The sequence below is a fragment of the Christiangramia flava JLT2011 genome (genome assembly GCF_001951155.1).
Taxonomy (GTDB): domain Bacteria; phylum Bacteroidota; class Bacteroidia; order Flavobacteriales; family Flavobacteriaceae; genus Christiangramia; species Christiangramia flava.
The window spans coordinates 1,801,735-1,816,838 of sequence record NZ_CP016359.1 but is presented as its reverse complement, the minus strand read 5'-3'; the positions used below and the strand labels follow the sequence as shown (position 1 = coordinate 1,816,838).

At 40.0% G+C, this 15,104-nt stretch carries 8 protein-coding genes; 1 reads left to right on the top strand and 7 read right to left on the bottom strand.

From position 1 onward, the window contains the following. Nucleotides 1–36 precede the first annotated feature (36 nt). Nucleotides 37–486, top strand: coding sequence for a nucleoside deaminase (locus GRFL_RS07815; RefSeq protein ID WP_083646016.1), 450 nt, complete (start codon nt 37–39; stop codon nt 484–486). Nucleotides 487–547: 61 nt separating this feature from the next. On the opposite strand, the gene GRFL_RS07810 is transcribed toward GRFL_RS07815, so the two are convergent. From GRFL_RS07810 to GRFL_RS07780, 7 genes are all read right to left on the bottom strand, one after another. Further along, nucleotides 548–1,321, bottom strand: coding sequence for a glycoside hydrolase family 16 protein (locus tag GRFL_RS07810; protein ID WP_083644087.1), 774 nt, complete (start codon nt 1,319–1,321; stop codon nt 548–550). Next, nucleotides 1,321–3,561 (bottom strand): beta-glucosidase BglX, encoded by a 2,241-nt coding sequence (gene bglX, locus GRFL_RS07805; RefSeq protein WP_236995902.1) that lies wholly within the window; start codon nt 3,559–3,561, stop codon nt 1,321–1,323. Before bglX ends, GRFL_RS07810 begins: the two co-directional genes overlap by 1 nt. Nucleotides 3,562–3,642: 81 nt before the next feature. Beyond that, the gene (locus GRFL_RS07800) at nt 3,643–5,289 is read right to left on the bottom strand and encodes a family 16 glycosylhydrolase (RefSeq protein WP_083644085.1); all 1,647 of its coding nucleotides are present in this window, start codon (nt 5,287–5,289) and stop codon (nt 3,643–3,645) included. 14 nt (nt 5,290–5,303) lie between these two features. Beyond that, the gene (locus tag GRFL_RS07795) at nt 5,304–7,454 is read right to left on the bottom strand and encodes a PKD domain-containing protein (protein WP_139839180.1); all 2,151 of its coding nucleotides are present in this window, start codon (nt 7,452–7,454) and stop codon (nt 5,304–5,306) included. Between the two features lie 26 nt (nt 7,455–7,480). Further along, nucleotides 7,481–8,938, bottom strand: a complete 1,458-nt coding sequence (locus tag GRFL_RS07790) for a RagB/SusD family nutrient uptake outer membrane protein (protein ID WP_083646014.1) — start codon at nt 8,936–8,938, stop codon at nt 7,481–7,483. A 16-nt stretch (nt 8,939–8,954) separates the two neighbouring features. After that, on the bottom strand, nt 8,955–11,984 hold the full coding sequence (locus tag GRFL_RS07785; protein WP_083644083.1) for a SusC/RagA family TonB-linked outer membrane protein: 3,030 nt from the start codon (nt 11,982–11,984) through the stop codon (nt 8,955–8,957). Between the two features lie 239 nt (nt 11,985–12,223). After that, complete coding sequence (locus GRFL_RS07780; protein ID WP_083644082.1) at nt 12,224–15,016, bottom strand: helix-turn-helix and ligand-binding sensor domain-containing protein; 2,793 nt, start codon at nt 15,014–15,016, stop codon at nt 12,224–12,226. Nucleotides 15,017–15,104: the final 88 nt, after the last annotated feature.

The window sequence follows — 15,104 nt, the reverse complement described above, 5'->3', positions numbered from 1 at the left end:
GAAATTCAAAATTATATCTTTCCGAAAAATTTAGCGATGCTTACTCCGTTCACCGATGATTATTTTATGAAAAAAGCCTTTGAAGAAGCTGAAGCGGCTTATGAAAAAGGTGAAATTCCGGTGGGCGTTGTGGTCGTTATTAATGATCGCATTATTGCGAGAGGCCATAATCTTACCGAAACGCTGAACGATGTAACCGCCCATGCTGAAATGCAGGCGATTACGGCCGCTGCGGGTTTCCTCGGCGGTAAATACCTCCATAACTGCACGATGTACATCACGCTGGAACCCTGCCAGATGTGTGCGGGAGCGCTTTACTGGAGCCAGATCTCGAAGATCGTTTTTGGAGCAAGCGACAGTACGCGGGGCTATAGAAAATTCGGCGTGCAGTTACACCCAAAGACCGAAGTGAAATCGGGCGTTTTAGAGAATGAATGCGGGGAGTTGCTGAAACGTTTTTTTATTGAAAAGCGCAATCTGAATTAAAAGAAAGCCTGCCGGATTTCACTAAAATTGAAACACCCACCGAACAGGCTCTCCAACACAACTATTCCGCGTGTTGTTTCACCCGGATGTAGTCTACATAAAATTTCTGCGGAAAAATAGCATCGTCTACTTCCGGCCCGCCAAAATTGCCTCCAATGGCCATATTTACCAGTAAGTAAAACTTTTTTCGGAAGGGATAGGTCTCTGCGTCGTACGATTCCGGCTCAAATTTGTAAACCGATGTTCCGTCCACGAAAAATTCGATAAAATCCTTATTCCAGTCGACTTTATATACGTGGAAGCCATCTTCAATCCCTTCAATTTTTGTTTTTTGTGTATTCGCATTATCGGCGTGCCTTTTGGGAGTATGCAAAGACGTATAGAGCATTCCCGGCTCTTTGCCCACATATTCCAGCATATCGATCTCGCCACTGGCAGGCCAGCTCACCTCATTAATATCGGCCCCCAACATCCAGACCGCAGGCCAGATTCCCTGACCGGTTGCCAGTTTCGCACGAAATTCAATTTCGCCAAATTGAAACTCTAATTTATCTTTTGTCGTTATTCTACCTGAAAAATATTTTTCTCCATCTTTTACCGCAGTGATTACCAGCTTTCCATCTTCCACAGCGACATAGTCCCTGTTATAGATCTGGCGTTCATTGTTCCCCCATCCGCAGAGATTCGGGCAGCCGTCGCCTTCTTCATAGTTCCATAAATCCATATTCAAAGAGTCTCCGTTGAAATCCTCCTGAAGGATCACTTCCTGTGCAGATAGCTGTAAACTGAAAACACCGAGAAATGTACTAACGAGATAAATACTTAAGTTTTTCATTATTTCAATTCAAATTTTATGCTCTGCACTTCTGCAGAATTAGTGCCAACCATCGCTTCAAATTCTCCAGGTTCAGCAATCCAGTTTTCACCATCATAGAACTGAAGCATTTCCGAAGAAATTTCAAAACTGATTTCTTTACTTTCTCCTGCTTCCAGTTCGACTAATTCAAATCCTTTCAGTTCTTTTACCGGTCTGGCGATTTTCGCAACCAGATCTTTAACATAGAGCTGAACCACCTCTTTTCCTTTAACCGAACCTGTATTTGTTACAGAAACTTTCAACGTTAAGGTACCATCTTCGGTCAGACTTGCGGAAGAAATTCCAGGTTTCGCATATTCAAAACTGGTATAGCTCAAACCAAATCCAAAAGGATATAAAGGTCCATCTTCCACATCGGTATAATGTGAATAGGTCACATGCTGCGGGTTCGACGGTCTACCAGTATTCAAATGATTATAATACAAAGGTTCCTGCCCGCTGTTTCGTGGAAATGAAACCGGTAATTTCCCGGAAGGATTGTATTTTCCAAGAAGTACATCGGCGATCGCGTTACCGCTTTCGCTTCCCAGCTGCCAGGCTTCTACAATAGCAGGAATATTTTCAGCAGCCCAGTTGACCTCAATTGGTCGACCATTGATCAGTACGAGTATAATATTTTTATTTACTTCAAATACCTTGTCCATCAATTCTTTCTGAAGACCGGCAAGGCTAACATCTGCCTGACTTCTTCCTTCTCCTGTCTGGAAAGCATCCTCTCCAAGCACCAGGATCACTTTATCTGCATTCTTTGCAATTTCTACTGCTGCGGAAATTCCCGAACGATCTTCCTTTTCGATCTCCAGTGGCATAAGGAAACTTCTTTCTCCTTTTCCTAATGCCACTCCTTTTTCAAAGCTCATCGACCCTGAAAAATCTGAATTCTTAAACCCTTCGATAACCGAAACAGCCGAATTTTTCTCGCCCTGTGCTCTCCAGTTTCCAATCGGTGTGTCTTTATCATCTGCCAGCGGGCCAATAATGGCAATATTTTCATCCCCTTTTAAAGGAAGAAGCTGCTGTTCGTTTTTCAGTAGCACAATCGATTTTCTGGCAATATCACGAGCCGTGTTCAGATGATCTTCTGTAGAAAATTCAGAAGCCAAACCAGCATCGGAATAGCGATAAGGATCATCGAATAAGCCCATTTTGAACTTAACTCTCAGAATACGACGTACCGCGTCATCTAAAATATTTTCATTAATAGTTCCGTTCTCAACCAGGCTTTTCAGTCCGCTTTCGTAAGCACCACCTTCCATATCCATATCACTTCCGGCTTTAACCGCGATCCTGGCCGCATCGGTTTTATCTTTTGCGATACCGTGCGGAATCAATTCTGCGATCGATCCCCAATCGGAAACCACAAAACCATCCCAGTTCCAATCGCCTTTCAGAATATCCCTTTGGAGGTATTCGCTTGCTGTTGCCGGAATTCCGTCTATCGTATTGAAAGAGTTCATAAATGTGGCCGCACCGGCTTTTGCCGCAGCTTTGAAGGGAGGCAGAATAAAATTGTGTAATTCCCTAATTCCAATATTTCCGGAGTTATAATCTTTCCCTCCTTCTACAAATCCGTAGCCTGCGAAGTGCTTGGCAGTAGCGGCAATGGTTTTGGGATCAGAAAGATCTTCTCCCTGGTAACCACGAATTTTTGCCTCACCAACTTTTGAAGTTAGAAACGGATCTTCCCCGGAGCCTTCCATGATTCGTCCCCATCTGGCATCTCGAGACACATCGATCATTGGCGAAAAAGTCCAGTTTACACCATCTACAGCCGATTCCAACGCTGCGATTCTAGCCGATTCTTCCATTGCTTCAAGATCCCAGCTGGAAGTTTCAGCTAAAGGGACTGGAAAAATCGTTTTATAACCATGGATCACATCATACCCAAACATCATCGGGATTTTCATCCTGGAGTTTTCCATATTGAGACGCTGAGCCTGTTCCGTCGCTTCTACGGAAAGGACATTTAGCATAGAGCCGACCATACCTTTTTTAACCCGGTCTTCTTTCTCCTTATTTCCTTTATCAGAAGCAGGACCGGTAAGATCCCAACTGCCATTATATTGTACCATCTGGCCAATCTTCTCCTCCAAAGTCATCTTTTGAAGTACAGAATCCACCTTTTCTTCCACTCTGTCTACCGAGCTTTTGATCTCAGAGATTTGAGCAAAACTTGTCACGCCGACGAAAGCCGACATAAAAAAACAAAGTATTTTTTTCATGATAAGAAAAATAAAACCCGGAACTTCTGTTCCGGGTAATTATTGCAATTCAAACAATTATTGATAAACTTTTACGTAGTCAATTTCCATTGCTGATTCACTGAAAGCAGGATCAACATCACCTCCAAGATTACCGCCCATAGCAACATTCAGAATCAGGAAGAAATCTTTATTGAAAGGTTTGTCAGAGTCATTATCAAAAGTGAAATACACTTCACCGTCCAAAAGGAATGTGATCGCATCTTCGGTCCATTCTGCGGTATAGGTATGAAATTCTGAAGAAGGGTTTTCAATAGTGGATGGCCCCACCACAGCATTACCGCCAGAGTTTCCAGGAAAATGCAAAGCTGATTGTATTCTGCCAGGCTCTTTTCCTACCCATTCTAAAATATCAATTTCTCCTGTTTCAGGCCAGCCAACCCCATCAAAGTTGGCGCCAAGCATCCAGAATGCAGGCCAGGTTCCAACTCCTTCAGGCAACTTGATTCTCGCCTCTACTCGACCATAAGTGAATTCATATTTATCCTGAGTAGTAATCCTTCCAGAAGTGAAATCAAATCCACTTTCAGATTCTCGTTTTGCTGTAATAAAAAGACTTCCATCCTGTACCGTTACGTTATCCTGAAGGTAATATTGCAATTCATTATTACCCCACCCATTGGTACCATTTCCAGTCTCGAAATTCCAGCTATCAGTATCTAAAGAGTCCCCATCAAATTCATCTGACCATACCAGGTTATTAAATTGAGTCTCAAATTCAGCTTCTTCCTCACCGCCATTTCCGCTTTCCTGCTGCTGATCATAAGGAGTGGTAGTAAACTTCAGGTACCATGCTAATGCAGGGTTGTTACCCATAATAGCCCGAACATACATACTATTCTCATCGATATCTAGAATTTCATAAGTGCTGGTGCCAATATAGTAACTCATAAAACCACCATCAGAAAAATCCATAACAGTACCGGTTGAGCTTTCAATTCCGGAAGTTGCCGGAGACAATGTAACAGTCTTTTCACCACCTGTATCATAGGCGATACACTGGTCACCACTCCCTGTTGGACCGCCAAACTGCCCAACATAATCAACATTGAAGAAAGTTGCACCATTATTATTCAGATTATAAGTGAAATTGTTCTCTCCGGTAGTACTAAATGTTAGCACATCTGTATAAAAACAAGCACTTGCCTCAGCTCCGGCTTTTTCAAATGGAGCCGCAGAATAATAAATAGGACTGTCAAAACCATCTCCTGAGGATGGACCTACACCTAAATGACCCGGCTGGAATGCAGCCACATACCACATCTTAGAACTTCCTCCAGTAAGGAATTCTTTTGTTTCAGGATCTGAGAAGTCACTTTCTACACTAATTTCTATTCTTTTAGAACTGCTAATTCCGCCTTTTCCATAAGCCACAACAAGTACCTGATAGGTGTTCAACCCATTACGGCTATAACGTTTTGTATAAGTTCCGTCTAATGACGTTCCGGTTGTTTCGTCCCCAAAATTGAATTTATAGGTTATCGCATTATCAGCGCTCACATCGAAAACGACAATTCCGGAACCGTCAGTACTGATATCTGTATCTATCTGGATATTTGTGGGCACTACCATGCTTTCCAGCTGGAGATCGTCTTCATCCCCGTCGCATCCGGAAAACATTAATAAAACTACCAATAGGCTAAAAATCATTTTTAATTCTTTCATAGTTCTTATTTTTCCTAGTTATGGAAATAAACATTATCCACATATACATCGGCCTCTCCTGCTGGAGCTGCTGAAAATATCAGCTGGGCGATATTGGAGGTATTTGTCAATCCTGTAAAATCTGACAACGGGATATCCAAACTTACCCAAGTATTTGGTGTTACAGTGAATTCTAATTCATGCTCTGTATCATCACCGCCCTGGTAGGATCCATTTGGGCCAAAATCAACTAATTTCACTCTAAACACAGTCGCATTTCCTGTCCAGTAATCAGTGTGAAAATGAGTCATTCCTGACGCATCAATTTGATTTGAAGTTGTTTCAATACCAACAAAATTCAGGCTACTGTAATATTTTACTACATTTCCGGCAACGCTTACTTCCGCATATCCTGAATCTGACCAATCTGTTTTCCAGGTATCAACTGGAACGTTTGTGTAGGCATCGCTAAACATTGAAATAACTTTTGAAGCTTCTAATGTTGGAGTTGGTGCCGCTGAAGTTGGTTCAGTTCCACTTCCACCAGTTTCTCCATTAAGAACAATATCATCTATATAAAAAGTTCCTGCTGTAGTTCCAGCAAAATCAAGGAAGATAGAGAATTGATTGTATTGACCTGTAGGCGCAAAATCAGCTCCATTTTCAGGATCACCATCAACATAACTTTTTCTTGCATTGTTGAAGTCGAATGTCAATTCTTCCCAACCGGTTCCACCGTGATTCACTTCCACTTCATTAGCTCTTTCACCATTTACTCCAGTTTCAAATTTGAATAATACAGGATAGGCAACTTCAGAATAAACCTTCATTGTGATTGTCTTGTTGTCTGAAGAAAAATCTACCGGCTCATCTAAAGTAAAGGTCACTGCTTCATACTGCTGACCCGCATTTGTTACAGCACCTACATTAGTATCTACATCGTTAATACCATTCTGCTGAGGATTTGCGACTACTTCAAAACCTGCCCCTGAGTTTGTATAAACTACGTTTTCATCATCAAAAGTCACAGGAAGTTTAAAAGGATCGGTCATGATCATTTCCTGCATGATATCATCAAAATAGAAAGTTCCTGCAGTTTCTTCACCTATTTCAACAAATAATACCAATGTATTGTATTGTCCGTCAGGTACGATAGAAGCACCGTTATCATCAGCCCCGTCAAGATAACTTGCAACGGCATCGCTGGCAAAGTTGAATGTCAACTCTTCCCAACCTGTTCCACCATGATCTGCTGACACTTCAACAGGACGCTCTCCATTAGGCCCTCCTTCAAACTTCACCAAAACTGATACAGCTTCTTCGGAATAAAATTTCATCGAGATAGTTTTATTATCTCCACTGAAGTCTACTGGCTCGCCCAAATTGTAAGCACCACCTTCATATAAAGATCCAGAATTGGTAATTGCACCTACTTTAGAAGCTTCAGGATTTGCACCACTTAAAAATGGGTTATCTACTACTTCAAAGCTTGCACCGTTGAAAGTACCCAATGCATAGTTTACTGTTGGTACATCATAAGTGATTGGCAGTTTAACCGGGTCGTTTGCTTCTGGCACGACTACTTCTACGGTTGTCTCGGTGGTTGCAACTCCAGCTCCTTTAGCCACAACTCTTACTGTGTAAGTACCAGGAGCAGCATATGTATATGTAATAGTTTCATCTGGCATCAACTGCGTAGGCTCTTCATCCTCAGCATCTCCAAAATATACATCATACATTGTGGCATAATCTGCCGTAGCACTGATGTTGATCGTTGCAGGATTAGAAGCATCCTGATCGATATTTACCTGAAGATTTTCTGGAGCTTTAAAAGCTATTACCAGTCTCTGGTTAAATTCGCTTGTAAGCCCAGTTGATCCAACCGCAACAATTCTTACCAGGTATTCACCTTCTCCGTATGTATAAGAGATAGTTTCACCGGCAGCAATTTCGGTAGGAGTTTCATTTTCTTCATCGCCAAAATAAACCTGAAAAGTCTGGGCACCTTCACCGCTTGGTGTAATGGTCACAGTTCCAGAATCGTCCTGTGCAATATCAAAATCAGCGGTAACATTTGCAGGTGCGGAAACATCCTGAAATGCATAATTTGTAATCTCTTCATCCTCGCACGCAGTAAAACAAAGTGCTGATATGAATAAAACCATTAATAATCGAAATATTTTCATTTTCTATAATTTGTTTAGTTGTATGATTAGTATCCTGGATTTTGCTCCCAATTGTTACCTGCTAATTCAATCTCTATTTGTGGAATAGGGAAAACTTCATTTTTTCCTGTTTGGAAACCTTCAATTTCTGCGACAGCTCTTCCTGTACGAACCAAATCGAAAAATCTGTGTCCTTCTCCCAACAATTCCACCCTGCGCTCCTGATAAATAGCGTCCAGCAGATCAGCTCCATTTTCTGTAACCGGATTAAGTTCTGCACGTTCTCGAACTCTATTCAGGTACATCTTGGCTTTTTCTGGATCTGAATTTGACTTGAGATAATTGGCTTCTGCAGCCATTAACAACACATCGGCAAACCTGATGGAGCGATAGTTATTTGGGTTTGTAAGGTTCTGATCTCCTGTGTTCAGATCTCCTTTTCTAGCAAGATATTTTCTATTATAATAACCGGTGTGCTCATAACCTTCAACGTAAGTTGCTCCATTTTGAGCAGCGAAAGATTCTATATCCAGGATTGCCACATCTTCACGAATATCTCCGTTTTCAAATGCGTCAACAGCATCCTGTGTTGGAACATTAAAACTGAATCCAGAGTCAAAAACCGGCCCGTTATAGTTTCGAATTCCATTAAAACCAACAGCAACATTCCCTTCACTACACTGAAGACATCCAAAGCCTGCGCCTTCTTTATCGGTATACTGAATTTCAAAAACAGAACCAGGTCCGTTTTCGCCTTCCTGTTCAAAAATTGATGCATAATCCTCAACTAAAGAATACGGCCCATTAATAACCTTTTCCAAAGCAGTAGCAGCTTCAGCATATTGTTCCTGATATAAATAAGCTTTTCCCAGTAACGCATTCGCAGCTCCTGAAGTAATTCTTCCTGCCTGCTCCTGAGTAGCCGGAAGGTTTTCAGCAGCAAAAATCAGATCTGCTTCAATTTGATCATAAACTTCCTCTTTTGGAGTACGCTCAACACTAAACTGATCTCCAAACTCTAATGGTTTATCTACCACAAGGGGCACATCACCAAAGAATTTTACCAATTCGAAGTAATAATAGGCTCTTAAAAATCTTGCCTGGCCAATCACTTCATTTTTCCCAGGAAAATCTGTCTTGTCCTGGTACTGCAAAATATAATTGGCACGATTAACTCCCGCAAACATCCAATTCCATACATCTCGTAATTGCTGGTTTACCGGGGTATGCTGCATATCATCAATTTGCTGAAGACCTATAACATCGTTAGCGCTTTCTCCTCCAGCCAGTGTATTATCTGAAGCAATTTCGCCGATCATCACATTTAAATATGTTGCCTGCAACAAATCGTAAGCACCAATTAATGCCTGCTGGTAGTCTTCTTCAGAATTAAAATAGTTATCTGAACTTTCATTTTCTGAAGTCACCTCAACAAAGTCATCACTACAGGCAACACCTATACAAAGTGCTAAAGCGAAGACTATGCGATTTTTGATTGTATTCATTTTCATCTTCATTTTTTTAGAATTTAAAGTTTAAACCTGCAGTATAAACTCGTGGTACCGGATAGAATCCCTGATCTATCCCTCCTCCAATTGGAGCTCCGGAAGATGCCGATGGATCGTAACCTTTATAATCAGTAATTGTAAATGCATTATTCACAGCCAGGTAAAATCTTAATTTTCTGATGCCTAGCTGTTCGGTGATATTCTCACCCAGGCTATATCCTAGCTGAACATTTTGAAGTCTTAAATAGGACCCGTCTTCTACATAGAAATCTGAGAAAACACTATTATAGTTCGCACCTATGTTTACTCTAGGATAGGTATTTGAAGTTCCTTCTCCTGTCCATCTATTCAAGACATAAGAGGTCTTATTGGTTCGTGTTTCATTACGATCGTAAGCTCGAACAATGTCGTTACCTACAGATGCAAAAGCGTAAGCCGTAAAGTCAAAATTCTTATAGTTAAACCCAAGATTCAATCCCATTGTATAATCTGGAATAGGATCTCCAATTTCTACCCTGTCATCTGGCGTGATCACTCCATCTCCATTTTGATCTACGTAACGCAAATCACCAGGATGAGCATTTGGTTGAGAAGGTCCGGCAGCAACTTCCTCGGCATTCTGAAAGATACCATCTGTCTGCAAACCGTAAAAATAACCTATTGGATGACCTGCTTCCATTCTTGCAGGAGCGTCTCCCTGTCCAACCGCGAAAAATCCTCCTGGTACAAATCCATTTTCATTAGCTACAGAAAGCACCTCATTTTCCAGGGTCGTTAAATTCCAATTGATGTTAAAATCAAAATCATCATTTACAATTTGTCTGTATCCAAGACTGAATTCCCAACCTTTATTTTCAACAGAACCAGCATTAACTATAGGAGCTCCAGCTCCTGGTGCTCCCACACCTAAAATTCCTGAAACCTGAGGTGTAAGTAAAAGCTTATCGGTTTGTCTTTTGAAATAATCTACGGTCAGGTCTAATTTATCTCCAAACAACCTTGCATCAATTCCAACGTCAAAGGCAGTTTGTTCTTCCCATTGTAATTCAGGGTTAGAAAGTCTACCTGCTGCTACACCGTAATAAAGGGTATCGTCAAAAACATAAGTTCCTTCTCCGTTAAGTAGAGACACGTATCCAAAAGCACCAATACGGTCATTACCTAAAATACCGTAACTACTTCTTAGTTTAAGAAAACTGACTAAATCTCCATTTCCGTAGAAGTCCTCTTCACTGATGACCCATCCGGCAGATGCTGATGGAAACCAGCCAAATTTGTTTTCAGGACCAAAGTTGGAAGATCCGTCACGTCTAATTACTCCTGAAAGCAAGTATCTTTCATCATAATTGTATTGCAAACGTGCGAAATAAGACAATAAGCGCTGATCGAAAATTCTGTTACTTACGTTTATATAATTGTCTACTACATCTGAAGCGTTTTCAATACTGGCGTTTTCAAAGCTATTACCAGGAATGTCATAACCGGTAAAACCATAAAAATCACCGGTAGTTCTAAACACAGAAGTTCCTACAAGTGCCTTGACGTTATGAAGATCATTAAAAGTGTTATCATAAGAAAGGAAGGCATCAAATGTATAATCTCTATAGAAATTGGTGCTTTCACTTACCACGTTTCGATCTACGTTAAAGACTTTACCAGATCCGTAATATGCCTGAGGCTGAAAATTAATTCCTCTCACTTCAGAATAATTGAACTGATACCTTGTCTCGGCTTTAAAATGCTCCAGGAAATCATAGCTTAAACCTGCTGTTCCCGTGATCTTATCTACCTGGCTATTGTTATAGGTATTTTGAATCTGCGCAACCGGGTTGATTACCTCGTTCCCAAGTAACTCCGCAAGACTAAAGTCTCCGTTTTCATCATACACCGGTATTGTTGGAGCCATATTGATAGCATTGAACAAAACAGATCCTAAAGCATTCTCTGCAAGTGTCTTTCTATTGGAGTGAGTATAAATAGCAGTTGTAGACAGCTTTAGGTTTTTTATAATATCGTAGTTGAAATTCATTCTACCGGTAAAACGCTCGAAATTGGAAGACTCACCGCCTACGATACCATTTTGATCCAGATAACCAGCACCAAAAGAATAAGCTGTCTTTTCACCTCCTCCGGAAATACTAAGGTTAGTATCAGACATTAGTGCCTGTTGGAAGACCTCATCCTGATAGTCGGTACCCTCTCCTAAATTTCTGTAATTTGGGAACGGTGGATTCTGCCCACCGGCAACGAAAGCTTCATTAAGAATTACCGCATATTCTGTTGCATTTAAAACCGGCAGCTTGCGACTTGTTTCCTGTAACCCTGTGTAAGCATCAACTTCAATTCGTAGATCAGTATTTTTATAACCACCTTTAGTGGTTATTAATATCACACCATTTGCAGCCCGTACTCCATAGATACCTGCTGTTGCATCCTTTAGAACACTGATATTTTCAATATCATTTGGGTTGATAACACTTAGATCTTCAATTACAGCCCCGTCTACAAGAATTAATGGCCTGGAATCTCCGTTGGTTGAAATACCACGGATATTGATCGTAGAAGCACTACCCGGCGATCCTGAGGTAGAAGTGATATTAACCCCGGCTACTCGCCCCTGTAATGCCTGTTCCACACGAACCGGATTTAACTCTTCTATCGTTCCGCTACCAACAGTACTTACTGCACCAGTAACTTCTTTCTTAGATTGAGTGCCATAACCAATAACCACTACTTCATCTAAAGCTTCATTATCAGCGGAAAGTTGAACATCTAGTGTTTGCTGATCTGTAATTCTTATTTCCTGGGTATTAAAACCTAAATATGAGAATTGAAGAATATCTCCAGATGTGATATTCCCGATAGTATAATTCCCATCGAAATCGGTAGTTGTTCCCCGAGACTGATTTTTTACAAGGACGTTTACACCTAATAACGGTATTCCGCTTTCGTCTGTAACATTTCCGCTCACCGAAAACGATTGAGCGTGCGCTGCTAAAAACCCGCTTAGAATTACTATTAAAAGACAGGTAAATTTCTTCATGTGATGAATTGTTAAAATTTTTATTCAATGTACCAATACGGTGTAAAGTTTTATAATGACGCACCTTTACAAAAATTCTACAGCGAATAAAAACTTAATAATCTCACTACATTTTTAATAAATACTTAATAATAATAGCTGTTTTCAAGGATATGATAAGATCGTTAAAAAACTCTGAGAAAGAAGGAATTATGATTAATGTAGAGTTTATGTAGAGTTTTTTGAAGACTCTGTTAAGGTTAAATGGAAAGAATATAGTCTGTTAAATTCTCATTTCGGTCTAAATTCATCTTTTTACGCAAACGATATCGTTTAATCTCTACACTTTTGACCGAAATATTTAGCAGTGGTGCAATTTCTTTTGAAGTAAGATTTAATCTTAAATAGGCACAAAGTTTCAAATCGCTTGAAGTTAATTCTGGATGCAAGCTTTTCATCTTCTTTAAAAAATCCTTATCTGCATTATTAAAAGCTTCTTTGAAGAAATTCCAGTTATCTTCTTCATCAATATCCTTGTCTATGGTTTTAATAACTTTTTTGACCTCAGAAGATCCTTGTTCTTTTTCTAATCTTTCTTTAATACTTGAAAGAAATTCATTCTTTTTAATAAGGCTCATGGTTGATACGGCCAACTCACGGTTCTTGCTTGCCATATCCTGCTCCAGTTTCTCCTTTTGTAGTTTAATGATCTCCTGCTCGGCCTCAAGATTCTTCATCTTCAATTGTCTTTCATTTTCAGCTATAGCCTTTTTATGGTGTCTCCTATATAATAGGTGAGCTGTAAGAAGAATCATTAAAAAGATAAAAATGTAGATTCCGACTGCCAGATTGCTTAAGTAATAGGGCTTTTGAATTCTGAAAGTATAGAACGCGCCATCGGTTACCTGATTGTCGAGTTTAGCCTTCACTTCGAATTTGTATTCTCCGAAGGGAAGATTTTCAAAAGTAGCGATTGATTGATGAGACCAATCGCTCCATTTTTCAGTAAAACCGTTTAGACGGTAACTATATAGCGGCAAATTATATTTTTGATAGCTGGGAATACCAAATTTGAATGTGATATTATTCTGTTTATAGTCGAATTTTGGATCTGTATTTAAGGATACGAGATTATACTCAGTATTTACTCCGCCCGATAAAACTTCTCTGATTGAAATACTCGCCAGATTAGAATTTGGTTCAACAGAAGTATCAGAAAATCTTAAATAACCATTCGCTACGCCTAATAACAGTTTGTCCCCGGCGATTGAAATATTTTCGTAACCCCTTGCAATATTCCGATAGGACTGATCTATATACAGGTTTTGTACCTGATACTTATCACCAAGACCTGAAGGAGTAATTTTAAAAATAGCATCCTGAGAAAAACCCCAAAGTTCACCAGGCTTGGTAACGATCATTTTGCCCGAAACCCGATTGTAATCCTCTGTAAGCTCATTCAAGCCATTTTTCTTGGAAAATGAATTGGACGCCTGGTCGTATTTATAAATATGATCCTGTGAGCTATAGTATAAGGTATCATCAAATTTGAACAGACTGGAAGTAATTCCCGACTCTCCATTGAAGTTATAATTGTCAATTATTTTATAAGCTGATTTTTTAGGATCAACTTCCAAATGAAAGACTCCTTTGTGTTCATTACTCACCCAAACTGTTCCGTCGTTACTCAATATCAGGTCTTTGGAAGAATGCGGAAATTCAGGTAACATTTCTGTACACTCAAATACTTTACCTGTCCTCTTTAAAAAACTAATTCCGTTGTAGTGACCCTGGATATAAATTGAATCGGAATATTTTTTAACCTTCCAGGTTCCCAGGCGATCACAGATTTTTTCAGAAGTTCCAGCGTTGATCAAAAAAGTCCCATTATTATGGCCCATAAATACTTCCCCACCAATTTGATCGAGACTCCAAACCTGGCCGTTCCTTCCAGGAACGAGTTTAAAATCCTGATCATTCGATCTTCTAAGATATAAACCCTGATTAGTACCAACGTATAATCCCAAATCAGTTTGCAGCGCAGTGTAAACAGAACCAATGTCTCCTTTTATATCCTTAAATGCAGTAATTTCAGAATCATAATCGACCATGGCAATTCCATAATCCAGGCCTGCCCAGATATTATTTTCAGAATCTTTGAAAATCTCCAGAACCGTATTATTTAGCAAAAGGTTCTTCTGATCTATGTTGTTAGATATCTGCCCGTCACTACCAATAGTAACCAGGCCTTTGCCAACTGTAGCAAGGACGAGCTGATCATCGATGAGCTCGGCATCGAATATCGCAATCTGGTTTAATTGTTCTTCAGCTTCGGTGTAAAATTTAAATAGAGTATTGCCATCCCACTTAAAAAATTCACTGTTACCACTGACAAATGCTAATTGATTCTCCTTTTCAAATAAAAACATGATAGCAGTTTCTCCCAGCTGCTCATGTGGAATGACTAATTCTGAAGTACCAGCAACAATTTTAAATAAACCTGTATTCACAAGCTGGTAATAAATGGTTCCATTCAGCTTAAATATTCTGGAAATAGGCTCGCCATAAGGGTTATCCAGCAATCGAATGACTTCCGTTTCAGGATTGTAAATATAGATCCCATTAAAGCTCCGAAAAAGAACCAGGTCATTCAAGGTTTCTATCTGCCAGAACTGCTCCCCATCATTGATATCATTCGGAAATTTTGAAACAAGACTATGATATTCCATTTTTCCGAAGTCATTTTCAGTCCAATAACCCGCCTCCATGTAAGCACCGGTATACACACGATCCTTGAAGGCTTTCACCGATCGAACTATGGTTTTATTCGGAACCGGATATAGTGTCCACTCCTCTGCATCATATTTTAAAAGTCCGCTGCTATTGGCAAAGTAGAAACTCTTTTCCTCATCCTGGGAGATCATCCAGTTCTGGTTTCCCGCCGCGTATTCATTTGGGCTGTAATTGATCACCGGTGGTAATTCCTGGCTCTTTAGAATCCCAGAAAGGAATAATACAATGTAAATGATATGGCGTCGCAAGAATGAAGGCATGATTATGTGTTCCGAAAGTTACACAACCGGCTGCAAACATGAAATTTTCCAGCCCAGTTTTGACCGAAAACTTATTAATAAAACTTTT

Bases quoted from the DNA above. Each gene is read 5' to 3' on its own strand.
- GRFL_RS07795 (WP_139839180.1), bottom strand. From the start codon at position 7,454: ATGAAAATATTTCGATTATTAATGGTTTTATTCATATCAGCACTTTGT.
- GRFL_RS07780 (WP_083644082.1), bottom strand. From the start codon at position 15,016: ATGCCTTCATTCTTGCGACGCCATATCATTTACATTGTATTATTCCTT.
- bglX (WP_236995902.1), bottom strand. From the start codon at position 3,561: ATGTCGGCTTTCGTCGGCGTGACAAGTTTTGCTCAAATCTCTGAGATC.
- GRFL_RS07790 (WP_083646014.1), bottom strand. From the start codon at position 8,938: ATGAATACAATCAAAAATCGCATAGTCTTCGCTTTAGCACTTTGTATA.
- GRFL_RS07800 (WP_083644085.1), bottom strand. From the start codon at position 5,289: ATGAAAGAATTAAAAATGATTTTTAGCCTATTGGTAGTTTTATTAATG.
- GRFL_RS07815 (WP_083646016.1), top strand. From the start codon at position 37: ATGCTTACTCCGTTCACCGATGATTATTTTATGAAAAAAGCCTTTGAA.
- GRFL_RS07810 (WP_083644087.1), bottom strand. From the start codon at position 1,321: ATGAAAAACTTAAGTATTTATCTCGTTAGTACATTTCTCGGTGTTTTC.
- GRFL_RS07785 (WP_083644083.1), bottom strand. From the start codon at position 11,984: ATGAAGAAATTTACCTGTCTTTTAATAGTAATTCTAAGCGGGTTTTTA.